The organism is Yoonia maritima, assembly GCF_043641945.1.
Taxonomy (GTDB): Bacteria; Pseudomonadota; Alphaproteobacteria; order Rhodobacterales; family Rhodobacteraceae; genus Yoonia; species Yoonia maritima_B.
The window spans coordinates 373,709-399,868 of record NZ_JBHZRX010000002.1 but is presented as its reverse complement, the minus strand read 5'-3'; the positions used below and the strand labels follow the sequence as shown (position 1 = coordinate 399,868).

23 protein-coding genes and 2 tRNA genes are annotated in these 26,160 nt (G+C 54.6%); 14 read left to right on the top strand and 11 right to left on the bottom strand.

Going from position 1 to position 26,160, the window contains the following annotated elements; translation table 11 throughout:
• The first annotated feature begins 144 nt into the window (after window positions 1-144).
• A complete protein-coding gene (locus ACHUEV_RS05545) occupies window positions 145-834 on the top strand; it encodes an imidazoleglycerol-phosphate dehydratase (protein ID WP_394178063.1) in 690 nt (229 codons plus the stop codon).
• Window positions 835-916: 82 nt separating this feature from the next.
• On the opposite strand, the gene ACHUEV_RS05540 is transcribed toward ACHUEV_RS05545, so the two are convergent.
• The 3 genes from ACHUEV_RS05540 to ACHUEV_RS05530 all read right to left on the bottom strand — a co-directional run bounded on the left by ACHUEV_RS05540 (window position 917) and on the right by ACHUEV_RS05530 (window position 1,761).
• Window positions 917-991 (bottom strand) — tRNA-Gly (locus ACHUEV_RS05540).
• A 136-nt stretch (window positions 992-1,127) separates the two neighbouring features.
• A tRNA-Gly gene (locus ACHUEV_RS05535) sits at window positions 1,128-1,202 on the bottom strand.
• Window positions 1,203-1,302: 100 nt separating this feature from the next.
• On the bottom strand, window positions 1,303-1,761 hold the full coding sequence (locus ACHUEV_RS05530) for an Lrp/AsnC family transcriptional regulator (RefSeq protein WP_394178062.1): 459 nt from the start codon (window positions 1,759-1,761) through the stop codon (window positions 1,303-1,305).
• A 116-nt stretch (window positions 1,762-1,877) separates the two neighbouring features.
• On the opposite strand from ACHUEV_RS05530, the gene doeA reads away from it, so the two are divergent.
• The 3 genes from doeA to ACHUEV_RS05515 are packed head-to-tail and all read left to right on the top strand — an operon-like array spanning window position 1,878 to window position 5,438.
• The gene (doeA, locus tag ACHUEV_RS05525; protein ID WP_394178061.1) at window positions 1,878-3,053 is read left to right on the top strand and encodes an ectoine hydrolase DoeA; all 1,176 of its coding nucleotides are present in this window, start codon (window positions 1,878-1,880) and stop codon (window positions 3,051-3,053) included.
• A 3-nt stretch (window positions 3,054-3,056) separates the two neighbouring features.
• On the top strand, window positions 3,057-4,052 hold the full coding sequence (gene doeB, locus ACHUEV_RS05520; RefSeq protein ID WP_394178060.1) for a N(2)-acetyl-L-2,4-diaminobutanoate deacetylase DoeB: 996 nt from the start codon (window positions 3,057-3,059) through the stop codon (window positions 4,050-4,052).
• 15 nt (window positions 4,053-4,067) lie between these two features.
• On the top strand, window positions 4,068-5,438 hold the full coding sequence (locus ACHUEV_RS05515) for an aspartate aminotransferase family protein (RefSeq protein ID WP_394178059.1): 1,371 nt from the start codon (window positions 4,068-4,070) through the stop codon (window positions 5,436-5,438).
• Here the strand turns inward: ACHUEV_RS05515 and ACHUEV_RS05510 are convergent.
• The 5 genes from ACHUEV_RS05510 to ACHUEV_RS05490 form a co-directional block, all read right to left on the bottom strand.
• The gene (locus tag ACHUEV_RS05510) at window positions 5,419-5,814 is read right to left on the bottom strand and encodes a VOC family protein (RefSeq protein ID WP_394178057.1); all 396 of its coding nucleotides are present in this window, start codon (window positions 5,812-5,814) and stop codon (window positions 5,419-5,421) included. The genes ACHUEV_RS05515 and ACHUEV_RS05510 overlap by 20 nt on opposite strands.
• Window positions 5,815-6,201 (bottom strand): MAPEG family protein, encoded by a 387-nt coding sequence (locus ACHUEV_RS05505; RefSeq protein WP_394178056.1) that lies wholly within the window; start codon window positions 6,199-6,201, stop codon window positions 5,815-5,817. It abuts the gene before it with no gap.
• A 66-nt stretch (window positions 6,202-6,267) separates the two neighbouring features.
• Complete coding sequence (locus ACHUEV_RS05500) at window positions 6,268-9,711, bottom strand: pyruvate carboxylase (RefSeq protein ID WP_394178055.1); 3,444 nt, start codon at window positions 9,709-9,711, stop codon at window positions 6,268-6,270.
• Window positions 9,712-9,792: 81 nt separating this feature from the next.
• Window positions 9,793-10,923, bottom strand: coding sequence for an alpha-hydroxy acid oxidase (locus ACHUEV_RS05495; protein ID WP_394178053.1), 1,131 nt, complete (start codon window positions 10,921-10,923; stop codon window positions 9,793-9,795).
• Between the two features lie 4 nt (window positions 10,924-10,927).
• Complete coding sequence (locus ACHUEV_RS05490) at window positions 10,928-11,629, bottom strand: ZIP family metal transporter (protein WP_394178052.1); 702 nt, start codon at window positions 11,627-11,629, stop codon at window positions 10,928-10,930.
• A 96-nt stretch (window positions 11,630-11,725) separates the two neighbouring features.
• Here ACHUEV_RS05490 and ACHUEV_RS05485 point away from each other — a divergent pair, with 96 nt between their 5' ends.
• Window positions 11,726-14,359, top strand: coding sequence for an ATP-dependent helicase (locus tag ACHUEV_RS05485; protein WP_394178051.1), 2,634 nt, complete (start codon window positions 11,726-11,728; stop codon window positions 14,357-14,359).
• On the opposite strand, the gene ACHUEV_RS05480 is transcribed toward ACHUEV_RS05485, so the two are convergent.
• Complete coding sequence (locus ACHUEV_RS05480) at window positions 14,356-14,955, bottom strand: LysE family translocator (protein ID WP_394178049.1); 600 nt, start codon at window positions 14,953-14,955, stop codon at window positions 14,356-14,358. The genes ACHUEV_RS05485 and ACHUEV_RS05480 overlap by 4 nt on opposite strands.
• Window positions 14,956-15,027: 72 nt before the next feature.
• On the opposite strand from ACHUEV_RS05480, the gene ACHUEV_RS05475 reads away from it, so the two are divergent.
• A complete protein-coding gene (locus tag ACHUEV_RS05475) occupies window positions 15,028-15,480 on the top strand; it encodes an Lrp/AsnC family transcriptional regulator (RefSeq protein WP_394178048.1) in 453 nt (150 codons plus the stop codon).
• Here the strand turns inward: ACHUEV_RS05475 and ACHUEV_RS05470 are convergent.
• A complete protein-coding gene (locus ACHUEV_RS05470) occupies window positions 15,477-15,869 on the bottom strand; it encodes a group III truncated hemoglobin (protein WP_394178047.1) in 393 nt (130 codons plus the stop codon). The genes ACHUEV_RS05475 and ACHUEV_RS05470 overlap by 4 nt on opposite strands.
• A gap of 365 nt (window positions 15,870-16,234) precedes the next feature.
• Window positions 16,235-16,450: a DUF1127 domain-containing protein gene (locus tag ACHUEV_RS05465; protein ID WP_106356067.1), complete on the bottom strand. Its 216-nt coding sequence runs from the start codon at window positions 16,448-16,450 to the stop codon at window positions 16,235-16,237.
• Between the two features lie 253 nt (window positions 16,451-16,703).
• On the opposite strand from ACHUEV_RS05465, the gene ACHUEV_RS05460 reads away from it, so the two are divergent.
• From ACHUEV_RS05460 to mraY, 8 genes are all read left to right on the top strand, one after another.
• Window positions 16,704-17,777 (top strand): Mrp/NBP35 family ATP-binding protein, encoded by a 1,074-nt coding sequence (locus ACHUEV_RS05460; RefSeq protein ID WP_394178046.1) that lies wholly within the window; start codon window positions 16,704-16,706, stop codon window positions 17,775-17,777.
• A 624-nt stretch (window positions 17,778-18,401) separates the two neighbouring features.
• Window positions 18,402-18,983 (top strand): division/cell wall cluster transcriptional repressor MraZ, encoded by a 582-nt coding sequence (locus ACHUEV_RS05455; protein WP_394178045.1) that lies wholly within the window; start codon window positions 18,402-18,404, stop codon window positions 18,981-18,983.
• A 9-nt stretch (window positions 18,984-18,992) separates the two neighbouring features.
• The gene (gene rsmH, locus ACHUEV_RS05450) at window positions 18,993-19,973 is read left to right on the top strand and encodes a 16S rRNA (cytosine(1402)-N(4))-methyltransferase RsmH (protein ID WP_394178044.1); all 981 of its coding nucleotides are present in this window, start codon (window positions 18,993-18,995) and stop codon (window positions 19,971-19,973) included.
• Window positions 19,974-20,333 carry a cell division protein FtsL gene (ftsL, locus tag ACHUEV_RS05445; RefSeq protein ID WP_106356060.1) on the top strand — a complete coding sequence of 120 codons (360 nt, stop codon included), beginning with the start codon at window positions 19,974-19,976 and terminating at the stop codon, window positions 20,331-20,333. It begins immediately after the preceding gene.
• The gene (locus tag ACHUEV_RS05440; RefSeq protein ID WP_394178042.1) at window positions 20,330-22,114 is read left to right on the top strand and encodes a peptidoglycan D,D-transpeptidase FtsI family protein; all 1,785 of its coding nucleotides are present in this window, start codon (window positions 20,330-20,332) and stop codon (window positions 22,112-22,114) included. Before ftsL ends, ACHUEV_RS05440 begins: the two co-directional genes overlap by 4 nt.
• Window positions 22,115-22,126: 12 nt before the next feature.
• Window positions 22,127-23,614 (top strand): UDP-N-acetylmuramoyl-L-alanyl-D-glutamate--2,6-diaminopimelate ligase, encoded by a 1,488-nt coding sequence (locus tag ACHUEV_RS05435; protein ID WP_394178041.1) that lies wholly within the window; start codon window positions 22,127-22,129, stop codon window positions 23,612-23,614.
• Complete coding sequence (locus tag ACHUEV_RS05430) at window positions 23,611-25,038, top strand: UDP-N-acetylmuramoyl-tripeptide--D-alanyl-D-alanine ligase (RefSeq protein ID WP_394178039.1); 1,428 nt, start codon at window positions 23,611-23,613, stop codon at window positions 25,036-25,038. Before ACHUEV_RS05435 ends, ACHUEV_RS05430 begins: the two co-directional genes overlap by 4 nt.
• Before the next feature lie 9 nt (window positions 25,039-25,047).
• A complete protein-coding gene (gene mraY, locus ACHUEV_RS05425) occupies window positions 25,048-26,130 on the top strand; it encodes a phospho-N-acetylmuramoyl-pentapeptide-transferase (RefSeq protein WP_106356050.1) in 1,083 nt (360 codons plus the stop codon).
• The last annotated feature ends 30 nt before the right edge of the window (window positions 26,131-26,160 follow it).

Genomic DNA, 26,160 nt, shown 5'->3' with positions numbered 1-26,160 from the left:
GCGCGTCCTTCGTTGTTTGTGTGTTTCTATAGGCGGAACAGGGGCAGGGGCCAAGCCTGCGCAAGAAATGTCGCGGGTTTTCAGCAATATTTAAGGGTTAGATTCGTAGGTTAGTGGAAATTGCTCATCTGTCAGGAGAACCCGATGAAAGCTTTGATCATGCGTAGCGACCCCGCTGCGGCTGCTGCAACCGCCCGTGTATTCGTTGAAAAAGGCTTCCAGATCCTTTGTGTGGACCGGCACGACGTTGCTTGCGCATTGGTAAAGATGGACCTGATTGATTTGCTGGTAATGGATGAGGCGATCGAGGGCCGGTTGACCCATTCCTTGGCGCTTTCTGGGGAAAGGCATAACCCTTTCCTGAGTACGATCCTATTGACCGACCGGATCGGCCCGGACGCTGATGAACTATACGATCTGATCCCATGCCTGCATGCTTTGGTCGGCCAGCGTACCTCTGCGCCGTTGTTGGGGCAGCTTGCGGTAGCTTCGGTCAGCAACAAGGACGCAGTTTCTGCTCGTGTGGCGCGGAATGTGCGGGCGGACGCGGAAGATGAAGAAGAGTATGATTTCAGTTGGGCAGAGGGCGATCTAGGCGAGCAGCCTGATGGGGAGGTTGGTGAATTCGATGACATCCCGGCCTATGCCGATGTTGCGGCGGCTACCCCGGCATTGGCCGATCACCCAGCCATGCGCGATGACCGGGTTTTCCACGCGGATATTCGGGTTCCTGTGTTCGAAACATTTGCAAGCCGTTCGGTTGCATCTGCAAATATTGCACAGGTCAGCATTATCGGGGAAGGGCGCCCAACTGGCAGCCTTGCTCTTCAATAGCCGCGAAAAATTCTAACGTTGTTAAGAGGCTGTATAACGACGAAAGGCCACCCGGAGGGTGACCTTTTCGTAGGTTTCTAACTGGAGCGGGCGAAGAGATTCGAACTCTCGACCCTAACCTTGGCAAGGTTATGCTCTACCCCTGAGCTACGCCCGCATCCGTTAGTGAGCCGTGATTTACAAAGAGTCGGCGCAGGGTGCAATAGCCGATTTCAGAAAAATTACACTGATTTGTAATTGTTGTGGGTCAGAAAACAAACAAGGCCCCTCGTCGCCGAGAGGCCTTGTTTTGTTGGAGCGGGCGAAGAGATTCGAACTCTCGACCCTAACCTTGGCAAGGTTATGCTCTACCCCTGAGCTACGCCCGCACTCCGTTAGTGGGCGTGATCTATAAAGCAATCGATCAGGGCGCAAGCGAAAAAGACATGCGCCGACGCATTTTTACAATTTTGCTAGAAAGCAAAGGGTTTAGTCAAATGGTAGCTCGAAAGACGCTTTGATGCGGTCCATCACCACGGTTGTCTTAAACCCTTTGATATCTTGGTTGTTGTAAAAGAAATCGCGGGTGAATGCCTCGTAGTCGCTCATGTCTTTGGCGGTGACCGTAAGAACAAAGTCGGTTTCGCCGGTTACGTAATAGGCGCTTTGAACTTTGGGGCAATCACGAACGGATTTCTTGAACCGATCAATAATATCCGAACGCTCGCGTTCGAGTTCGACACAAACTAACATCGTAAGCGGGCGTCCCACGGCGGCGGTCGAAACGACGGAAATGTCCTGTTCGATGATCTTTTGGTCACGTAGCCGATGAAGGCGACGTTGGACCGATGTGGGCGAAAGCCCTACGCGTTCAGATAGTTCGGCACTCGTAAGCTGATTATTGCGCTGCACTTGCTGCAGTATTTTCTTATCAATTTCGTCAATCATAGGCTATTTCGTTAGCAGTTGAAAAATGTCGCGGAAATTATGCGAATAATTCAAATCTTTGCAGATAACGGTCCTAAGATAAAGCTAATATCACAAAGTCGTATTTGGAGATCTAGATGCCCGATTTGCCTTTTGGTGTTGATGAATATGCCGCCCGCCTAACCAAGACGCGCAAAGAGATGGCAGCGCGCGGGTTTGATGCGATTTTTGTAACTGATCCATCCAATATGGCGTGGCTTACGGGCTATGACGGCTGGTCGTTTTATGTTCATCAGGGCGTATTGCTGACCCAAGAGGGAGAGCCGGTCTGGTGGGGCCGCGCGATGGATGCGGTAGGTGCGCAGCGCACCACATATCTGAACCATGATAACATCGTAGGGTATGAAGACACATTTGTTCAGAACCCGGCAAAGCATCCAATGACAACACTGGTAGAGCTGATCACCGAGCGCGGCCTAGCAGGCGGTCGAATCGGCTTCGAGATGGATAACTACTACTTCACCGCTTCGGCGTTCATGGCGTTGCAGTCGGGTTTGGGGCAAGCAACGTTAGTGGACGCTACAGGGTTGGTGAATTGGCAGCGGGCGGTAAAGTCCGAAACTGAGGTCGGCTACATGCGCGGGGCGGCAGGCATTGTTGAAAAAATGCATGAAGTCATTCGCGAAAAAGCTGAGCCGGGAATGCGCAAGAACGATCTGATTGCCGATATCTACCACGCCTCTGTCGCTGGCGTTGATGGCTATTGGGGCGACTATCCTGCGATTGTGCCGATGGCCCCGTCAGGTATCGACGCAACCGCGCCACATCTCACATGGGATGATACACTACTTAAAACTGGTGAAAGCACGTTCTTTGAAATTGCGGGGGCTTATCGTCGGTATCAGTGCCCGCAGTCGCGCACTTTATTCTTGGGTAAGGTCCCACAGAAATACTTGGACGCCGAAAAAGCAGTGTTAGAGGCGATTGATGCCGGACTAGAGCAGGCCCGCCCCGGCAACCTATGCGAAGATATCGCAAGCGCCTTTAACGGTACATTGAACAAGCTCGGTTTTGAAAAGGACAGTCGGTGCGGCTATGCCATTGGCCTATCTTATCCGCCAGATTGGGGCGAACGCACGATGTCGTTCCGCGCGGGTGATCAAACTGTGCTGGAAACAGGTATGACCTTTCATTTCATGCCTGCGCTTTGGCTGGACGACGGTGGGCTCGAGATTACGGAACCGATTCTTATTACTGAAACAGGTGCGGAGTGTTTCTGCTCCACGCCGCGTGAACTTGTCGTCAAGGGTTAATCTATGCGCGACAATCCAATTAGCCCCACGATCAGCTTTGGTCAGGACGGTGTGCAGCACGGGTTCCTGCGCCTTCCATATAGCCGTAACGAAAGCGCATGGGGGTCTATTCAGATTCCAATTACCATGATTAAAAATGGTGAAGGCCCGTGTGCGCTGCTGACTGGTGCCAATCACGGCGACGAATACGAGGGTCCGCTTGCGCTCGTCGGTCTTGCGCAGACTTTGCGGGCCGAGGATATCACCGGCACCATCATAATCGTCCCTTTCATGAACCACCCCGCATTCTTGGCAGGTACACGCGTATCTCCAATTGATGATGTAAACCTAAACCGCGCCTTTCCCGGCGCGCCTGACGGTACGCCAACTGCTAAAATTGCGGATTATTTCCAGCGTACTTTGCTGCCAATGGCCGATATCGTTCTTGATTTTCATTCGGGTGGCAAGACATTGGATTTCTTACCGTTCGCGGCTTCACATGTTTTGGATGACGCGGAACAAATGGCCCGTTGTCGCGCTGCGCGTGATGCGTTCAACGCACCTTTCAGCGTGGAAATGCGAGAGATCGACGCGCTGGGCATGTACGATGATGCGGCTGAGTCCCTAGGGAAAACCTTTGTCACGACCGAATTGGGCGGCGGAGGTACCGCTTGCCCTGAAACCGTGGGCGTTGCCCGCAAGGGTATACATAATCTGCTGATCCATGCAGGCATATTGCAAGGCGAGCTTGATCTTTCTCCAAGCCGCGTTCTGAGCCAGCCCGACGACAATTGTTTTCACTTTGCGGATACTGGCGGCCTGATCGAGTTTTCAATCCCACTAGGCGAAAACGTTCGCAAGAACGATGACATCGCGCATATCTGGCCGGTCCACTACACGGGGCGCCCGCCACGTACAATCAAGGCGCAGATGGACGGCATCCTGACAGCGCGCCACCACCCCGGCCTTGTTTTGCCCGGCGACTGCGTCGCTGTGCTGGCCATAGAGATTACTGAATAAACCAAAGGACGCGATATGCTAAAGAACGATCCGCTTGACCAATGGGACCGCGAGAATTTCTTTCACCCTTCAACCCATCTGGCGATGCATGCGCGGGGTGAAACGCCGACGCGCGTGATTACAGGTGCAAAGGGTGTGCATATCAAAGATCGTGAAGGCAATGATCTGCTGGACGCTTTTGCGGGTCTTTACTGTGTGAACGTCGGTTATGGTCATTCCAAGATCGCAGATGCCATCGCAGCCCAAGCTCACGAATTAGCCTATTATCATTCCTATGTGGGCCATGGGACCGAGGCATCGATCACTTTGTCTAAGATGATTATGGATCGTGCACCTGATCATATGTCCAAAGTTTATTTCGGGCTGTCGGGGTCTGACGCGAATGAGACCAACATCAAGCTGATTTGGTATTACAACAATATCCTCGGCCGGCCCGAGAAGAAAAAGATTATCTCGCGATGGCGGGGATATCACGGGTCGGGTTTGATGACCGGGTCGTTAACGGGGCTAGAGCTGTTCCATAAGAAGTTCGATTTGCCACTGACACAGGTCATCCATACCGAGGCGCCGTATTATTACCGCCGTTCAGATCAAAGTATGTCCGAAGAACAGTTCTCGGCCCATTGCGCGGCAGAACTAGAGGCGCTGATCGAACGTGAAGGGGCGGATACGATTGCCGCGTTCATTGGTGAACCAGTATTGGGAACTGGCGGCATTGTTCCACCGCCCGCAGGTTATTGGGCGGCCATTCAAGAGGTTCTTGATAAACATGACATTCTGCTCGTCGCGGATGAGGTCGTAACTGGCTTTGGGCGATTGGGAACGATGTTTGGGTCAGAACATTATGGGCTGAAGCCCGATTTGATCACGATCGCCAAGGGCCTGACATCGGCCTACGCGCCGCTGTCGGGCTCAATTGTATCTGACAAAATGTGGAAAGTGCTTGAACAAGGTACAGATGAAAATGGTCCCATTGGCCACGGCTGGACTTATTCCGCACACCCAATTTGCGCGGCGGCAGGCGTCGCGAACCTAAAGTTATTGGATGATCTGGATTTGGTCGCGAATGCCGGGCGGATGGGGGCATATCTGAATGGCGCGATGCAGGATGCGCTGGGCGGTCACGTCAATTTGGGTGAAGTACGTGGCGAGGGCCTGTTGTGCGCCGTGGAACTGGTCAAGGATCAAAACACCAAGCAAGGCTTTGATGTTGCTAATAAAATCTGTCCGCAGATCGCGGCTGCTATGCTAGAACAAGGCGTGATCGCACGTGCTATGCCACAGGGTGATATCATCGGGTTTGCGCCACCGTTCTGCATCACCGAGGCTGAAATCGACAAAGTGGTTGATGCCACTAAAAAGGCGATTACGCAGATTTTGGGTTAAACTGAACGAGGTCCCATCGGTTGCCGAAGGGATCGTTAAATACTGCCACGCGGCCATATGGTTCGTCGCGTGGCTGTTCTTCGAAATGCACGCCTTTGGCCAGCATGTCGGCATGGTCACGATCAAAGTCGTCAGTCTGCAAAAACAGCCAAACACGCCCGCCGCCTTGATTGCCTATGGCCGCGACCTGTTTGTCGCCGACTGCGCGGGCCAAAAGAAACGCAGTCTCCGCACCCTTCGGGGCAACCCGCACCCAGCGCTTGCCGCCGCCTAGATCGGTGTCTTCTAGTAGCTCAAATCCCATGACATCGACGAAAAATGCAATTCCCGCGTCGTAGTCGGGGACCACCAACGATAGCAGGGCCAGGCGCTGCAATTAGAATAACGCGCTGATAAGGATTACAAGTGAAGCGAGCGCAAGTTGCACCATAGTAAGCAACATGCCCAGCTGGCGCAGTGGAAAGCTCATCGGGTGTTTCCAGAATGCGGCTGCGTGTGCAACGCGGCCCAAGATAACCATCAATCCCAACAGATGGACAAGCCAAGTTGCGGCGCCGTTCAGTTCGACAAGGCCAAGAAGGATAATCCCCATCGGCGCATATTCCGCGCAGTTTGCGTGGGCACGAATGTGCTGGCGCATGGCGGGGTTATCTTTGTCACCCAGTGAAATTTTCAATGCCCGTCGTTGACCGATCACGCGGATGGTCAAGGTTAGGTAAACCAGTGCAGTCAAAGCACCGTAGATCGCCGTAATGGGTAACATGGTGTCTCCAAAATTACTGTTCTGGTTTATCCTTTGGGCGACGCTTGCCGCCCAAAGGTGAGTGACTTATTCCAGCTCGATCAACAGATCCTTGGCGTCGATCTGGCTGCCAGCGTGCACATGCACTGCCTTAACCACGGCATCGCGTTCTGCGTGGATGCCGGTTTCCATTTTCATGGCTTCAATCGTCAAAAGTAGATCGCCTTCTTTGACTTCCTTCCCGGGGACAGCAGCAACTGTTGCCACGACGCCGGGCATTGGCGCGCCAATGTGGTCAGGGTTACCAGCTTCGGCTTTGGGGCGTGAAACCTTTTCGGCAGCTGCCAGTCGGTTCATCACACGAATTGCACGCGGCTGACCGTTGAGTTCAAAGAACACTTTGACCTCACCGTCTTCGTTCATCTCAGACACGGCTTGGAGGCGAATTTCCAGCGTTTTGCCGGGGTCGATTTCGGCTGAAATTTCTTCACCCGGTTCCATGCCATAAAAGAACGTCCGCGTGGGCAGGGTACGCACAGGGCCATAGGTTTTGTGACGGCCCATGTAATCAAGGAACACCTTAGGGTACATCAGGTAACCGTTCAGGTCTTCATCATCGACGGTGGCACCATCAAGTTGCTTTGACAGGTCCGCACGGGTCGCTTCCAGATCAACAGGCGGTAGGGATTTACCCGGGCGCTCTGTGATTGGTTTTTCACCTTTCAGGATCTTCTTTTGAATGCCTTCGGGCCATCCGCCCGGAGGCTGGCCAAGGCTACCGCGCATCATGTCCACAACGCTGTCAGGAAAGACGACGTCAACCTTTGGATCTTCGACTTGGGCGCGTGTCAGGTTTTGTGAAACCATCATCAGGGCCATGTCGCCGACGACTTTGGATGAAGGCGTCACTTTGACGATATCACCGAACATCTGGTTCACATCTGCATAGGTCTGCGCGACCTCGTGCCAACGCTCTTCTAGGCCAAGGCTGCGTGCTTGGGCCTTGAGGTTGGTGAATTGCCCGCCGGGCATTTCGTGCAGATATACTTCGGATGCAGGGGCCTGAAGACCGGACTCAAAGGCGGTATAGTGTTCGCGGACCTGTTCAAAGTAGTTGCTGATTTCGCGGATTGCCTTGATATCAAGTCCAGTATCGCGCGCATCACCGCGCAGTGCCTCGACAATGGAACCCAGCGTAGGCTGTGATGTGTTCCCCGAGAAAGAATCCATCGCCGCATCCACACAGTCCACCCCAGCAGCAGATGCCGCAAGGACAGTCGCGATGGACGCGCCAGATGTGTCGTGCGTGTGGAAGTGGATCGGTAGACCGATTTCTTCTTTTAGGGCCGTGACAAGCGTTTTTGCGGCGGCTGGTTTCATAAGGCCGGCCATATCTTTCAGGCCAAGCACATGTGCGCCAGCTGCCTCTAGCTCGCGGGCCATCCCGACGTAATATTTTAGGTCATACTTTGACCGGTTCGGATCACGCAGGTCGCCAGTATAGCAAATCGTGCCTTCGATGACTTTGCCTGCTTTACCAACCGCATCCATCGCGACACGCATGTTTTCGACCCAGTTTAGGCTGTCGAATACGCGGAACACGTCGACGCCTGATTTTGCGGCCTGCGCCACAAAGCTTTGTACGACGTTGTCGGGGTAGTTGGTGTAGCCCACACCGTTAGAGGCGCGTAGCAGCATCTGTGTCATGATGTTTGGCATCGCCGCACGAATGTCACGCAGACGCTGCCATGGGCATTCTTGCAAGAAGCGATAGGCCACATCGAATGTCGCGCCGCCCCAGCATTCAACGCTGAACAATTGGTTCATCTTCGCCGCGTAGGCAGGCGCTGCATTGATCATGTCAATCGACCGCATCCGCGTTGCCAGCAAAGACTGGTGACCGTCACGCATTGTGGTGTCGGTGATCAGCAGTTGCTTTTGATCGCGCATCCAGTCGGCCACTGCCTCTGGTCCGAAATCTTCAAGGATATTGCGTGTGCCGGGGGTTACATCTGTGGTTGGTTTCACCGGTGGTTTCGGTGGCTTCACATCCGCTGCAGGACGCGCACGACCAGCTGTTTCGGGGTGACCGTTCACAGTGATGTCCGCGATATACGTTAGGATCTTGGTTGCACGATCCCGACGCTTAGAAAAGTTAAACAGATCAGGTGTCTGGTCGATGAACTTTGTGTGGTATTCGTTGTTCAGGAACGTCGGGTGCTTAAGCAGGTTTTCCACAAACGCAATGTTGGTGGATACGCCGCGAATACGGAATTCGCGCAGGGCGCGGTCCATACGTGCGATTGCCATTTCTGGCGTAGGTGCGCGTGCAGTAACTTTCGTCAGCAAGCTATCGTAATAGCGTGTGATGACTGCGCCGGAATAGGCGGTGCCGCCATCCAAACGAATGCCTGGGCCAGTCGCTGAACGGTACATCTGAATGCGACCGTAATCGGGGATAAAGTTGTTTTGCGGGTCTTCTGTGGTGACACGGCACTGTAGTGCGTGACCATCCAGTTTGACGTCGTATTGGGATGCGCAGCCTGTAGCTTCTACCAGTGATTTACCTTCGGCGATCAGGATTTGTGCACGTACGATGTCGATACCTGTGACCTCTTCGGTGACAGTATGTTCGACCTGAACGCGGGGGTTAACTTCGATGAAATAGAATTCGCCGCTGTCCATATCCATCAGGAATTCGACAGTACCGGCACACTCATAATTCACATGCTGGCAGATTTTCTTGCCCAAATTACACAGTTGTTCACGCTGGGTGCCTGACAAATATGGGGCAGGGGCGCGTTCAACGACCTTTTGGTTGCGGCGCTGCACAGAACAATCGCGTTCCCATAGGTGGTACATTTGACCATGTGTATCGCCCAAAATTTGCACTTCGACGTGGCGGGCTTTGATGATCATCTTTTCCAGATAACCTTCGCCGTTACCAAAAGCAGCTTCGGCCTCCCGACGACCCTCTAGCACCTTTTCCTCAAGTTCGTCTTCGGACATGATCGGGCGCATACCGCGACCACCACCACCCCATGACGCCTTGAGCATCAGAGGATAGCCGACTTCGGCTGCTTGTTTCTTGATCTTGGCCATATCATCGCCAAGAACTTCGGTTGCTGGGATGACGGGCACGCCTGCTTCGATCGCAACCCGACGGGCGCTGGCCTTGTCGCCCAGCTGGCGCATGGTTGCGGCCTTGGGGCCGATGAACGTGATACCGTTTGCTTCGCAAGCATCTACAAATTCGGGGTTTTCGGACAGAAGCCCGTAACCAGGGTGGATCGCGTCAGCGCCAGACATTTTGGCGACGCGAATGATTTCTTCGATAGAAAGGTAAGCAGCAACAGGCCCCATGCCTTCACCGATGCGGTAGGCTTCGTCCGCTTTGAAGCGGTGCAGGCCAAGCTTGTCTTCTTCGGCATAGACCGCGACGGTCTTTTTGCCCATCTCGTTTGCTGCCCGCATGATCCGGATGGCGATTTCACCACGGTTTGCGATCAAAATCTTGTTAAACTCAGCCATTGCTCTCCCCTTCGCAGTTGCAGCATTGTCGGGTGCGGATCAGGAATTGTCCAGCCCTAATGTTAGCGCTAACGTGTTGTATTAAAGTCTTGCCCGGTGAATTTCCGCAAGGTTACGCGCACCGATCTGTCCCATGTTGCTGATAATATCCTGACGCAAAATGTCCAAAACATGCGCAGCGCCAGGTTCACCCAGTGCGGCTAATCCATAATGGAACGCGCGTCCCAGCATCACGAAGTCAGCGCCAAGTGCGAGGGCGCGCAATACATCAAGACCGCCCTCGATGCCGCTGTCAAAGATAAGCGGCAAGGTGGTTGCAGCGCGGATGCCGGGAAGGACATCAATCGTTGCAGGTGCGCCGTCAAATTGCCGCCCGGCGTGATTGCTGACCCAGATTGCATCGACGCCCTCATCCGCCAGCCGTGCTGCATCATCGGGGTTTCCGACACCTTTTACGATCAGCGGTCCATCCCAATGATCGCGCAGCCATTTTAGATAGTCCCAGTCGGGCGAGGTCCGCAGCAAATACCCGATATGCTGGGTCGACGGCAGGGCGGTTTTGATGTTGGAATAGCTTTCCATCAGGCGCAAACGCGGCATCCCTGTTTTGCGAATGCCGTTCAGCCATGCAGGGCATTGTGCTGCTTGCATCGCCAAACGCGGTGTTAGCTTAGGTGGGTTTGTCATGCCGCCGCGCGTTTGGCGTTCGCGCCGTGATGCGACGGGCACGTCAACGGTTAGAACCAGCGTGTGGAAGCCGGAGTTTTTGGCGCGGTTCAAGATGTCTTTGCGGATTTCTGGATCGCGGGGCGGATATAGCTGAAACCATCCCTGATCGCCCGCATGTGGGCCAACGTCTTCTGGCAGTTGGCTGGCGACCGTGGATAGAGTGTAGGGAATGCCTTCTTTTGCTGCGGTGCGGGCGAGCATTTGTTCTGCGCCGGGCCAAACCAAGCCAGACATTCCCACCGGCGCGATCCCGATTGGCAGTGAGTATTCTCTGCCAAGAAACGTAGTGCGAAGGTCGGGATCAAACTCGCCGTGTAGGATCGAGGGTTTGAGTAGGACTTGATCAAGCGAGGAACGATTGCGCTTTTGCGTCGCTTCAGTTCCCGTCGCGCTATCCAGATATTCCCATACAAAATGCGGGATACGTTTTCTTGCCCGCGCTTTTAGATCGCCAATGGCTGGGTATTTCGTATGCAGTGACAATTAGCTATCCAATCAACAGGTGGCCGGTCAGGCCCAGTAGAAAACCCGCAACAGCCCCAAGCGCGGGACCGTGCCGGTTTGCCAGTTTTGCTTGCGGCGCGATGTCCTGAAAAATCAGGTACAAAATAGCGCCAGCCGCAGTCAGCATAATTGTCCCTGTGACTTGGGGGAAATCAGCAAGAAGCAGAAAGCCAGCAAGCGCAGCGATTGGGCCTATCAGTGAGAGGCCGACAAAATTACGCAATATTCGCCCCGTTTTTGCACCTGAATCACGCTGTTCACGAAACGCGTTAAAGCCTTCGGGCAGGTTTTGCAGGGCGATCATCATGGCGAGCAGTAGGCCCGAACTCTCGCCGCTTGCGATTACGGCCCCGAGAGCCACGGCTTCGGGGATAAAATCGGACAGCATCGCAACAAGCTGTGCACGGTGCGATCCACGGCGCGAAAGGCGCGCGTCAACAGCGGCCATCGATATCGCTCCGACTGCAATCCAGCCAATGACAGCGAATGTGCTAAGCGCCTTTTCACCATCTGGGATCAGTACAAAGGTCACGGCACTCAGCAGCGCACCGCCGCCAAAGGCAACAACGCTGTGCCGAAATTCGTTGCGCAGCCAGTAACGCTGAATGTTTTCATTGGCGGCGATCAGGCCCCCAAGGGGGATCATCGCGCCTGCAAGGCTTCCGAGAAGAATGACCTGAAACATATGCAATGCGTAGCCGAACAATTTCGGCAAGGGAAGCTGGGAACATTATGTGAACAAGGCTTTTCCTGCCTGCGGTTTGCGGGTATCGTGTCCAGCATGAATGATTTTTCCGAAGAAGACGCCTTTGAGGCTGCTGCCGTCCCGCTTAGCCAACGTGCAATGTCTGCGCGTCCGATGCCATATTTGGACAGCTTGAACCCAGCACAGCGCGAAGCGGTCGAGACGTTGAACGGTCCTGTCTTGATGTTGGCGGGTGCTGGCACGGGGAAGACAAAGGCGCTGACGACACGGATTGCGCATCTTTTGGCGACCGGAACGGCGCGGCCGCATGAAATCCTCGCGGTGACATTCACCAATAAGGCGGCCCGCGAAATGAAGTCGCGGATTGGGTCATTGATGGGCGAGGCTGTTGAGGGCATGCCTTGGCTTGGCACGTTCCACTCTGTCTGTGCAAAATTGCTGCGCCGTCATGCGGAATTAGTTGGGTTAAAGTCGAACTTTACCATTCTGGATACAGACGATCAGGTTCGCCTGATGAAGCAGTTGATTGACGCCGCTGGCATTGACGCAAAGCGTTGGCCGCCGCGCATGCTGTCGGGCATTATCGACAATTGGAAAAACAAAGCATGGACGCCTGATAAGGTGCCATTCGCAGATAGCGCTGCTTTTGATCATCAGGGTATCGCGCTTTACACGGCCTATCAGATGCGCTTGCGCGACCTGAATGCTGTCGATTTTGGTGACATTCTTTTGCACATGGTCACCATTTTTCAAAAACACGAAGACGTGCTGGACCAATATCAACGCTGGTTCCGCTATATACTGGTGGACGAGTATCAGGATACGAACGTTGCTCAATACCTGTGGCTGCGCCTACTGGCGAGCAAGCACAAAAACGTCTGCTGCGTCGGTGATGATGACCAGTCGATTTATGGCTGGCGCGGTGCAGAGGTTGGCAACATCCTACGGTTTGAAACTGACTTTCCCGGTGCGCATGTTGTCCGTCTCGAAGAAAACTATCGGTCCACGCCACATATTCTGGCTGCTGCCTCTGGTGTGATTGCAGCGAACAAGGGCCGTCTGGGTAAGACGCTGTTTACCTCAGTTGTGGATGGCGAGAAGGTTAAACTGATGGGCTGTTGGGACGGTGAAGAAGAGGCCCGCAGCATAGGCGAGGAAATCGAAGCGCTTCACGGTGGCATTGCTGCTGCCGCGAAGCGCCGACACAATGTAAGATCATCAACCGCTACCCAAGAAGCAGACCGTATTGCCAAAGGTGGGATAGTTTCGAAGAACTCGGCAGGTGACATCCACGAAGTAAACTTGATGCGAGCAGAGAGTTTGAGCCCGCAAGGTGTTAGCAACCTACCGATTCCCCAGTCATTTAGTCTCGATGAAATTGCAATCCTTGTCCGTGCTTCGCACCAGATGCGCGCGTTCGAGGACCGTTTTCTAAGCATCGGTTTGCCGTACCGCGTCATCGGTGGCCCGCGGTTTTATGAACGTATGGAGATCCGCGATGCGATGGCCTATTTCCGGCTCGCGGTCAGTCAAGATGATGATCTCGCGTTCGAGCGGATCGTAAATACCCCAAAACGTGGATTGGGCGACAAGGCTGTTCAGACCATACAACGCACAGCACGCGACAATGGCGTGTCTTTGGTCGAAGGTGCACGGCTGGTTTGCCAAGGCAAATTACTGGGCGGCAAGGGCCTGAAAGAATTGACGATTTTGGTCGATGGGCTTGACCGTTGGCGTGCCGTCACGCGTGGCCCTTCGATGCCAGTGATAGATGACGATGCGGTTCTGGATGACGGTCTGGTTGATGCAGGGTTTGGCACGGAAGCTGCCGATTATAATCACGTTGAACTGGCCGAGATGATTTTGGACGAATCTGGCTACACCGGGTTTTGGCAAAACGATAAAACGCCAGAGGCACCGGGGCGGCTCGAAAACCTAAAAGAACTGGTTAAAGCACTTGAGAATTTTGAGAACCTGCAAGGGTTCCTCGAACATGTCAGCCTGATCATGGACAATGAAACAGAAGAGCAGGGCGAGAAGGTCAGCATCATGACGCTTCACGCGGCCAAAGGTCTTGAATTCCCAGCTGTGTTTTTACCCGGTTGGGAGGATGGATTGTTCCCGTCCCAGCGGTCCATGGATGAAAGCGGGCTGAAGGGGTTAGAGGAAGAACGGCGGCTGGCCTATGTCGGCATCACGCGGGCCGAGGAATTATGCACGATTTCGTTTGCCGCAAACCGGCGGGTTTACGGGCAGTGGCAATCGCAACTGCCGTCGCGTTTCATCGACGAATTGCCTGAGCAACACGTAGAAGTGCTGACGCCTCCCGGATTGTATGGTGGGAATTATGGTGCGGCGGGCATGTCTGCCAGCGCGTCCCCCGCAATTGCTGGCGCGGCCAAATCGACGCTGCACGAGAAAGCCCATTCCGCCGATGTCTATGATTCGCCCGGGTGGAAGCGCCTTCAAAGCCGTAGCCAACAGCGCGGAACGTCCGCGACTCCGCGGGCGCAGAGCGTTACCATTGATCTAGAGGCTGTCAGTGCCTTTACCGTCGGTGATCGCGTGTTCCATCAGAAATTCGGCTACGGCGAATTGATGGGGATCGAGGGCGACAAGCTCGTGATCGAATTCGATAAGGCCGGGTCAAAGCACGTCGTCGCACGCTTTATTGTGGCGGCTGATCAGGCGGATGACATTCCGTTTTAATGGGTCAGAATCGGATAGAGCGACGCGACCAGTAAAAGCGCCATTGTGACGTTAAAGATACGGAGCCTGTTTGAAGTGCCGAGCCAGCGTCTGACTTGAACGCCCATCCATGCCCAGACCGAAACTGAGGGTAGGTTGGTCGCCGCAAAAACGCAGGCCACAATGAGCGAGCCAAAGAAAATGCCGCGATCTTGTGGTGCGTAGCCGCTGATTGCGGTGATCGCCATCGACCAAGCCTTTGGGTTTACCCATTGAAATGCTGCGGCTTGCAGGAAGGTAAAGGGCTTGCCAGTAGGGGCTTTGTCGCTTGGCGGTGCCGCGTTCGCGATTTTCCATGCCAGCCAAAGCATATAGCCCACGCTCAGCACCTTTAGAATCGTATTGAGCACAGGAAATTGTTCAAAAAGCTGCAAAAGAACCAGTCCAACGACCACGACCATAAACGCATGGCCTAGCGAAATGCCGAACATATGCGGCAGGGTACGCCGCAATCCATAATTTGCGCCTGACGCCATCAGCATCAGGTTGTTTGGACCAGGGGTGATTGACGTTGCAAAGGCAAAGCCAATGAGGGCTGTTAAGATTTCGTAATTCATCGCACAATAATGCACGAAGAATCGCGCAATGAGATTTTTTATTGTGTGGCGTTTGTGAAAATGTAGCAATGAATGGCGGCTATGGATCCAATTAACGACAAGATATTGCGCGTATTGGCGTGTGATGGTCGCATTAGCAATTTGCAGCTTGCCGATCAGGTCGGGCTGTCGCCTTCTGCTTGCTTGCGGCGTGTACAAGAATTGGAACGAACCGGCGTGATTCAGGGATATCGCGCCAGATTCGATCGGGCCCAAACCGGGCGGGCCTATGTGGTTTATGTCGCTGTGGGATTGGCAGAGCATACGAAGGCCGCGCAAGAGGGGTTTGAACGTGCGATGGAAAACGCAGATCAGGTGGTCGAATGCCACAATGTCGCTGGTGCGTTTGAATATATGCTGCGTGTCGAGGTCGCCGATCTGCCTGCCTATAAGGCGTTTCACACCGAAATCTTGGGAACGGTGCCGCATGTGCGTTCGATCACGAGCTATATGGTGATGGGGTCCCCAAAGGATACGCGCGCCTAGGTCAGGGTGGGTGGTCCTTCAGTTGGCTCAACGCCGTAACGCAACCCGCGGCCGATACGATGGGCAAGTGCGGACCATGATGCGGCTGTGTCGGTGGGCAGGTTTTTTACTAGAATCGTATCGAACAGCCCTAACCAAATATCAAAATGTTCAGGGCGTACATTTCCTGTACGCATATGTGCCTGCATCGGATTGCCGTCATAGCTCCGTTCAAACAGAATCGCATTGCGCCAAAAGCCCGCGATTTTTGATTCGTGGCTGGGCCAATCGGTGACGTGTTTCGCAAAGATTGGGCCAATCTCTGGGTTCGCGCGGACGGCAGCATAGAACTGATTCACGACCAGCGTGATTTGATCTGCAGTGATTGGAAATCTTGGCGGCATGCTCATGCTGCATGTCTAGCGGGCAAAACCGCTGCGCTGCAATTGAGGAATACCGTTTGCGCATAAAAAAACGGTCATGCCCGGGAGGAGGTGGGCATGACCGTCTCTATGTTCAGCGCCTGCCTGCTCTGGGAGGAGAAGAGCGAGGCGCTTCCTCGCAGGCGTTGCTCGGGAGGAGGTGAGCGCGGCCTGCGGTATGATCGGTTCCGCCGGGAGGAGGTGGCGGTTCCGAAACTGGTGTAAAGTGGCGACATCCGGGAGGAGGTGAATGTCGCCACCTTATGTGTGACCCAAGCTCAGGGAGGAGGAGGAGCGTTGGGTCGTTTCAGAACTGTCTTTTCAGGGAGGAAGCGACAGTTCCGATCTCGTTATTAGTTGCCGTATGCAGCTTCTAGAGCGATACGTTTGATTTCTGAACGACCCAGGCCAAGATCAGCCAGTTCGCGGTTGCTAAGAGCCTGCAGCTCGTTAACTGTTGTTGTGTACACTTTGCGGTTTGCCAGTTTCTGAGCGATCTCAGCGCGGAAAGCGGAGAAGCGTGCTGCAAAAGAAGCGCCAGCGAATTGTGTTTGTGTTTGGTATGTCATGTTACTTACTCGTCTATCTCATTACGTCGTTGCGACCCGTGTCGCTTTGGTTGTCCTCCTTATGAAGGATTATGCTGCAGCTGCACAACGGACGATTGGTCATTGCTGCTATGCAGAAAATGCATAAGCATCGCTGACCTAACGTCATCAATCTGTAGTATTCTTGTGCAGATCAGCCCTAGGGCTTGTGGTTTGCATAAAACGTGCCAGATGTTGGTCACGAAATAGACGCTTTATAAACAAGGGGCCTGCTATGGCGATTACGCGTGATGAAATTCTAAGCGAACTTGCGCGGCTGACGTTGCCGGGCGGTGAGAATCTGGTCTCGCGCGATATGATCCGGGCGTTGACCATCGAATCTGGTGCCGTCCGTTTTGTTATTGAGGCCGCAGATCCGGCAGAGGCCGCCAAGATGGACGCAATCCGTGTCGCAGCTGAAGAACTTGTGCGGGGTATGGATGGTGTCGATTCCGTGTCTGTCGTTCTGACAGCGCATGGCCCGGCACCCAAGGCGCCAGAAGCCCCTTCCTTGAAGGTAGGTCGTCACCCGACACCGCAGGCCGGTCCGGCGCCTGTCGCTGGTGTAGACCGCATTTTGGCGATCGGGTCCGGTAAGGGTGGTGTTGGTAAGTCGACAGTATCTTCTAACCTTGCTGTGGCGTTGGCACGCGAGGGGCGTCGTGTGGGTTTGTTGGACGCTGATATATATGGTCCCAGTCAGCCGCGTATGATGGGGGTTAGTAAGCGCCCGGCTAGTCCAGATGGTAAAACCATTATTCCACTGCAGGCGCATGGCGTCACCATGATGTCGATTGGTTTAATGGTGGACCCGGACAAGGCCGTAGTATGGCGTGGCCCTATGTTGATGGGTGCACTTCAGCAAATGTTGGGGCAGGTTGAGTGGGGTGAACTAGACGTTCTTATCGTCGATCTGCCGCCCGGTACGGGTGATGTGCAGCTCACATTATGTCAAAAGACTAATCTGACTGGCGCGGTCGTGGTGAGCACACCGCAAGATGTGGCGCTCATTGATGCGCGAAAGGCGATTGATATGTTTAACACGCTAAAGACGCCTGTCCTTGGCCTGATCGAAAACATGTCGACGTTCCACTGCCCGAATTGCGGTCATGAGTCCCATATCTTTGGTCACGGCGGTGTCGCGGCCGAGGCAGACAAGATGGGTGTGCCTTTGCTTGGGGCTTTGCCGATTGATCTTGATACGCGACTGGCAGGTGACGCTGGTACGCCAATCGCAGCGGGTGATGGTCCAATGGCCGACGCATACCGCCAGCTTGCCCGGCGGTTCATTGACGGTGGGATGGCTTAGCGCCAACAGAAAGACACTATATCTGTCATTTTGGGCGGCGAGCATTTGCTTTGCCGTCCTTTTTTGATGGCGGGGTGGCCCTGTGGCCGGAATGCCACGGCCGTTGCGGCGTTCTGGTGGGTAAGGTTGGGAAACTATGGAACCTCAATGTGATTCGACGCTAGGGGCGCATCTGAGCGGCTCGAAATGAATTATCTATCCAAATATTCATTTTGAGAACCTGCTCTGGCGTCGATTATCGCCAGTAATGTGGAAATTTCTGGAACTTTTTTCGGGTGAGTAGATAGCACAACATGTTGTGCCTTGTTTTGTCTTGTTCGCTACAATTTCTGTAAAAATTGCGTGATTCGCCGCCCGGTGCAATCCTGTGTCGGTGGAATTCCCCATCAGGTTCCATGAATTCCCAGAAAACTGTTGATCGCATCGCGTTCTGCTGTCAAAACAGTTGCACGGTAACGGCGGACACGACTTCAAACGGGGCGCAAAAGAACCCCAACCGGCAAAAGCAGGTTTCATACAGGCTTCGTCTTTACTCAAAACAGATCCGGCGCGTGAGCGAGCAGACATCCCCCCAGGTGGCACGCGCAGTCGGACTTTTCCCCCAACGTGGGGCAAGGCGGCGGATTGTGCAGTGGCAGCAGCGCAATTCGCCGTTTCTACATTCAGGGCCGCATTTCGCGGCGTAAGTACAAGGTAAAGGGCCGAGGGACAGTGGTTCTAAGTTTCACAGGCGAACACACCCAAAAGGTGGACAGCAAGGGGCGCATGTCGATCCCGGCTGATTTTCGTCGTGTGCTTGAAGCTGGTGACCCCGAATGGACGACAGGTCTGTTCCCGCGTATGTACCTTTTGTACGGTGACCACCTGAAAAACGAACTTCACGGTTATACTGTTAACGAATTCACCGCTTTGGTCGATCAGATCAATGCGATGCCGCGGGGTTCCGCGAACAAGAAGAAACTGTCGCGTTTGATTATCGGTCAGTCCATCAAATTGGACGTCGATAAGGATGGTCGCACGGTTATGCCGATCAAGCAGCGGCAAAAGCTTGGCTTGACTGATGGTGAACTGAAGTTCAGTGGCCTCGGCGATCACTTTGAAATTTGGAAAGCCGAAACATACGCCGAAGAGATCGTGGATGATTTGACTGGCTGGCTTGATGAGCAGGGCGAGGATTTTGATCCGCTAAGCCTTTTGGACGATTAGGGGATTACGATGTCAGCTGCCTCCGACGATAAACCTCATATTCCTGTTCTGATTAGACCGCTGATTGCAGCGGTCTCTCCTGTTTCTGGCGTCTGGCTTGATGGGACCTTTGGTGCTGGCGGCTATACCCGTGAATTGTTGGCGGCTGGCGCTGATCAAGTCATCGGAGTGGACCGTGATCCGCTTGCGTTTGAAATGGCCGCAGAGTGGGCCGATGCCTATGGTGACCGGATCAAAATGCAGCTTGGCACGTTCTCAAAGCTAGATGAATATGCATCCGACTTGGATGGTGTGGTGCTGGATCTTGGCGTCAGCTCTATGCAGCTTGACCTAGCAGAACGCGGGTTTTCGTTCATGCGTGACGGGCCGTTAGATATGCGGATGTCGCAGGACGGGCCTTCTGCGGCTGATCTGGTGAACACTGCTGATGAATCTGAACTTGCTGACATTATCTTTCTGTATGGTGAAGAACGTGCGTCGCGGCGTATTGCGCGTGCGATTGTTGCTGCGCGTCCGCTAACCACGACTTTGCAATTGGCGAAGGTTGTCGAAAGCTGTTTGCCGCGCGCAAAGCCAAATCAGTCACACCCGGCGACGCGCACCTTTCAGGCGCTTCGCATTGCGGTGAACAATGAATATGGCGAACTGGCCGAAGGGTTGATGGCCGCTGAACGCGCGCTGAAGCCCGGTGGTCAGTTGGCTGTCGTGACATTCCATTCCGTCGAAGATCGGATGGTTAAACGTTTCTTGCAGGCGCGTTCGGGTAACACCGCAAACGCCAACCGCTATGCGCCCGAGGTCGAACAAATCACCCCGGCGTTCCGTATCGAAAAGCGCAAAGCAATCGGTCCAGACGCCGAAGAATTGGCGGAAAACCCGCGTTCGCGTTCGGCCAAATTGCGTGTTGCGATCCGTACTGATGCCCCGGCGCAGGATATTGATCCCGCTGACCTTGGCATGCCAATGAAAAAGAAAAAGGGGGGCAGGTAAGTGCGTGGTATTTTATTTGTTGTCGCCGCTCTTGCAGTGATGGGGTTGGCCTTTTGGGCCTATCAGGAAAACTACAAAACGCAGGCGACTATCCGCGAAGTCCGTGAACTGCACGCGCAAATCGGCGCGTCGCATGAGCGGCTAAGCATGTTGCGGGCAGAGTGGGCCTATTTGAATCGCCCGGATCGTCTGGCGGATTTGGCTGAACTGAATTTTGACCGCTTGGGTCTATTGCCAATCATGCCTGATGCGTTTGGTCGTGTTGATCAGATTATCTATCCTCTGCCGCCGATCCTGCCGATTACGAACCCAATTGAGCTATCCAGCGATGCCTTTCAAAGCGTGGAGAACCCGCTATGACCCGCACGCCGCTCAGACCGCTGGCTCGGATTTTGAAAGCGCGGGAAACCGGCGAAAACCCTGATGTGATCGAGGCCGAAATTCGCGCCAAGCGTCACGAGGAAATGCACGACAAGTCCCGCCAGCGCGCCGAGGGGCGGCTGTTGGTGTTGGGGCTTGCTTTCTTTTGCGCGTTTACAACCATCGGCGCACGCATGGGCACGCTTGCTTCGTCAGTGCCGGAAGAGCCGCGCGCGACGACAGTCGGTAACCCGATTATCGGGCAACGTTCTGATATTGTTGATAGAAATGGACGCATCCTAGCGACTAACCTTGCGACCCATTCGCTATACGCGCACCCACGCGACATGGTTGATCCAGCGAATGCCGCCAAAGGCCTTGCCGCAATTTTTCCTGAACTGGACGAAGCTGAACTGCTAGCCGATTTCACTGGCGAGCGGAAATTCCTATGGATTCGCCGCCAGATCAGCCCAGAGCAGATGCAAGCGGTACACGATATTGGTAGCCCGGGCCTGCTGTTTGGTCCGCGTGAAATGCGCCTATATCCAAACGGTTCAGTTGCCGCGCATATCTTAGGTGGTGCCAGCTATGGTCGCGAAGGCGTAGCGAGCGCCGAAGTGATTGGTGTCGCGGGTGTTGAACGTCAATTCGATGGTTTCTTGCGTGATCCCGCGAACGAGGGCGCACCGCTCGAACTATCCTTGGATTTGACCGTGCAGGCGGCATCTGAACAGGTGCTTGCTGGCGGTATGTCTATCATGTCGGCCAAAGGTGCTGCGTCCGTCTTGATGGATGTGCACACTGGAGAGATCATCTCGATGGTGTCGCTGCCAGACTTTGATCCCAATAACCGGCCACGCGTGCTGACTACTGGTGATCAGTCTGACAGCCCGTTGTTTAACCGTGCGGTGCAGGGTGTTTATGAGCTTGGTTCGACCTTCAAGATTTTCGCGGTCGCGCAAGCGATGGAGTTGGGCCTGATCAACGCCAACACAATGATCGATACCCAAGGCCCGCTGACATGGGGTCGATTCCGTATTCGCGATTTCCACGACTATGGTCCCGAGCTTACGTCAACTGATGTGATCGTCGAATCGTCAAACGTTGGAACGGCCCGTATCGCGATGCAAATCGGTGCAGATCGTCAGCGTGATTTCTTGGGCTCACTCGGGTTTCTTGAGGCCACGTCGGTTGAAATGGGCGAAGCAGCGTCTGGTAAACCGTTGCTGCCCGCCAATTGGTCCGAGATTTCGGCCATGACTATTTCATATGGTCACGGGCTGTCATCATCCCCTGTGCACCTTGCAACGGCCTATGCGTCAATCGCGAACGGCGGTCATCGGGTCGAACCAACATTGCTGCGAGTCCAGACACCAGAAGTGGGACCGCGCATCTTAAGTGACGCTGTGAGCCAAAGCGCGATTCACATGCTGCGTCAGGTAGTTGTGCGCGGTACTGCGTCACTGGGCGAGGTTACCGGATACGAGGTCGCCGGCAAAACCGGGACCGCCGATAAGCCGCGTGAAAACGGTGGCGGCTATTATGATGATAAGGTCATCGCGACATTTGCGTCCGTCTTTCCCGCAAGCGATCCAAAGTATGTTTTGATCGTGACGCTGGACGAACCTTCGGTTTACACACTTGGTGAAACACGCCGTACCGCAGGCTGGACAGCGGTGCCTGTTGCCGCGGAAATGATACGCCGCGTCGCACCGCTTTTGGGGCTGCGACCACACGTGGACACGCCCCAATCCATCGGTGTAACACTCACCTCAAACTGATCGGGGTAGACGATGAAAACACTGGCTGAACTGGGGCTGACGGCGGCAAACGGACGCGAGGTCCAGATCACGGGGCTGACTGTAGATAGTCGTAACGTGAAATCTGGAAACCTGTTTGCGGCTTTGCCGGGCGCCACGGTCCACGGCGGTAATTTTATTGCAAAAGCGATCGAGCTGGGCGCAAGCGCCGTGTTGACGGATGCCGCTGGCGCACAGATTGCCGCTGATGTTCTGTCCGCGTCAAATGTTGCAACAATCGTCGCCCAAGACCCACGCCAAGCGCTAGCGCAAACTGCATCGCTTTGGTTCGGGGCCCATCCCGGTACGGTCGTCGCCGTGACAGGTACCAATGGTAAAACCTCGGTTTCGACTTTTTGTCGCCAAATCTGGGAGGAACTGGGCCTGTTTGGTGTGAACCTAGGCACGACAGGCGTTGAAGGCGCTTGGGCCCATCCGCTCAAACACACGACACCAGAACCGATTACACTGCATCGCGTAATGGCTGAGGCCGTTCAACATGGCGTCACCCATGTCGCGATGGAGGCCTCATCGCATGGCTTAGACCAACGCCGGTTGGATGGCGTGGTTCTTGCAGCTGCAGGTTTCACCAACTTTACCCAAGACCATTTAGATTATCATAAATCCTTCGAGGCCTATTTCGAAGCGAAGATGGGGTTATTTACGCGCGTTTTGTCTGAGGACGGTGTTGCGGTCGTAAACCTTGATGACCCGAAAGGCCCGGAGGTCGCTGAAATCTGCACAGAGCGCGGCCAAGAGGTGATTGGCGTTGGGCGGCATCCGTCGGCGCGCCTGCGTCTGACTGGACAACGGTTCGATGCAACCGGACAAGATTTGTTGTTTGAGTGGCAAGGCAAGGCGCAGCAAGTGCGGCTTGGTCTGATTGGCGGATTTCAGGCGGACAACGTGTTACTTGCTGCTGGATTGGTTATCGCTGCTGGTGCTGAACCTGCGGACGTTTTTGATACCTTGCCGCATCTTGGTACGGTCCATGGCCGGATGGAGCTTGCTGCGACACGCGAAAACGGCGCAGCGGTGTTTGTTGATTATGCACATACGCCTGATGCGGTGAAAACTGCGCTGACGGCGATGCGCCCGCATGTCATGGGCCGCATTATTGCGATTGTTGGCGCTGGCGGGGACCGCGATACAACTAAGCGTCCCTTGATGGGGGCCGCGGCTGCGCAAAACGCAGATATTGTAATCGTCACTGACGACAACCCGCGCTCAGAAGACCCAGCGAAAATTCGTGCTGCGGTCATGGCTGGTGCGCTAGACGCAGGCGGCGCGGACCACGTGACCGAGATCGGTGATCGTGCCGAGGCGATCCTGCGCGCTGTTGATATGCTGCGTCCCGGTGATGCGCTTTTGGTTGCAGGCAAGGGCCACGAGACAGGACAGACCGTCGGCGATTCTGTTTTACCCTTTGATGACGTCGAACAAGCAAGCATGGCTGTCGCGGCGCTCGAAGGCAAAATATGACTACGCTTTGGACCGGTGAAGATGTTGTAGCTGCCACAGGCGGCCATGGCCCTGACGATTGGTCCGCCACAGGTGTTTCTGTTGATACGCGCACGTTGCGCAAGGGCGATCTATTCGTTGCATTGAAGCATATCGCAGATGGGCACGACTACGTCGCCGAGGCGTTTGAAAAGGGCGCAGCCGCCGCAATTGTATGCGAATCCCCAACTGGCGTGTCCGCCGATATGCCGCTTGTCACTGTGCCCGATACGCTCCGGGCGCTTCGTGATCTGGCGCGTGCAGCGCGGTTCCGTGCTAAAGCACAGATTGTTGCGGTTACGGGGTCGGTTGGTAAAGCGTCTACCATTGGAATGTTGCGCGTTATGCTTTCGGGGCAGGGTAAATGCCACGCACCCCAAGCTTCCTATATAAACCAATGGGATGTACCACTTTGTCTTGCGACGCTACCGCCAGACGCCGATTTTGCCGTGATTAAAATTGGCGCACGCCGACCCGGCGACATTGGCCCGCTTTCGCAACTTGTTCAGCCACATGTGGCCATCGTGACGCGGGTTGCCCCTGAACACCTAGAGGCATTCGGAAGCATCACCGCAATCGCGCATGAAAAGGCATCGATCTTTGATGGGCTAGGCAAAGACGGCGTCGCAATCTTTCACGGTTATGACGAGACTGCCGTGCATTTGCGTGTAGGCACGGGCAAAGGCCAGCCCACCAGTTTTGGCAAGGCAGGCAATGATTGGGCGCTACGAAATGTGCGGCTTAGCCGGGACGTGACCGTCATTTTGGCGAACGGGCAGGGGCAGGACTATTTGTTCAAGCTTTCGGTGCCGGGGCGGCACTTCGCGGTAAACGCGCTTGGTGCGCTCGCGGCTGTGACGGCGATGGGCGTTGATACCGTTACGGCTACACTTGATCTTGCGCATTGGGCCCCATCGACCGGACGCGGTACGCGTGAACGGATTGTACTCGACCCCGCAAATGATGGGGAAACGATTGAACTGTTGGATGATGCGTTCAACGCTAACCCGACATCTGTCGATACCTCGCTAGAAGTCATTGCAGCCTCTGAACCCCATGACAACGTAGGTCGGATCATCAAAGGACGGCGCGTCGTGATCCTTGGGGATATGGGCGGTTTGGGAGTAGGTGCCGCACAATTGCATGGTGCCTTGGCGCAAAACTGTCATTTGCAGAAAATGGATCAAGTCCATTGTGCCGGTCCGTTGATGTATCATCTGTGGCGTGCCTTGCCGCAGCACCAGCGCGGGCTGTGGGCCGAAAGCCCCGCCGACCTTGTTCCCCAAGTTTCACGCATGTTGGACGCAGGCGATGTTGTGCTGGTTAAAGGGTCGGCTGGCAGTAAAATTAGTCTGGTCGTTGACGCCATCCGTAAACTGGGGCATCGCCGCCCCCAAGAAGAATAGGATTCCCTCATGCTTTATTGGCTTACGTCACTTTCCGATGGCGGCGATTTTTTCAACTTGTTCCGCTATATCACCTTCCGCGCGGGCGGGGCGTTCATGACGTCACTGCTGTTCGGTTTCATCTTTGGGCCGCCCCTAATCAACGTTCTGCGTCGCAAGCAGGGCAAAGGTCAGCCAATTCGCGACGATGGCCCCGAGGGACATTTTGCAAAGGCAGGCACCCCTACAATGGGTGGGCTGCTGATCGTTGGCGCGCTGACAACATCGACACTGCTTTGGGCGCGGCTTGATAACCCATTCGTATGGATGGTTCTGTTCGTGACGCTGTCATTTGCGGCGATCGGTTTCGCTGATGACTACGCGAAAGTATCAAAACAGAATACCGCAGGTGTATCCGGTAAGGTGCGTATTTTGCTGGGTATTTTGATTGCGGGCGTTGCCGGATATTGGGCCGCCGCTTACCACCCAGATGACCTAAGCAACCAGCTTGCCATGCCCGTGTTCAAAGATACGCTGATCAACCTGGGCATTCTGTTTGTACCGTTTTCGGTTGTTGTGATCGTCGGCGCTGCGAATGCTGTGAACCTGACTGATGGGCTTGATGGATTGGCAATTATGCCTGTGATGATCGCCGCCGCGACCTTTGGGATCATCGCCTATGCGGTTGGCCGGACCGACTTTACAGAATATCTGGATGTCCACTATGTGCCGCGTACGGGTGAAATTCTGATTTTCTGTGCCGGGCTTATTGGCGGTGGGCTTGGTTTCTTGTGGTATAACGCGCCACCTGCGGCGGTCTTTATGGGCGACACTGGGTCGCTTGCATTGGGCGGTGCATTGGGTGCCATTGCCGTTGCAACCAAGCACGAGATCGTCCTAGCCGTGGTTGGCGGCCTGTTCGTCGTCGAAGCCTTAAGCGTGATTATCCAAGTGCTGTACTTTAAACGTACCGGCAAACGCGTGTTCTTGATGGCGCCGATCCACCACCACTACGAGAAAAAGGGTTGGGCCGAACCGCAGATCGTCATCCGCTTCTGGATCATCTCATTGATCCTCGCGATGATCGGTCTAGCGACGCTGAAAGTCCGGTAAAGACAACAAAATGATGCAAATAGGGGCCAG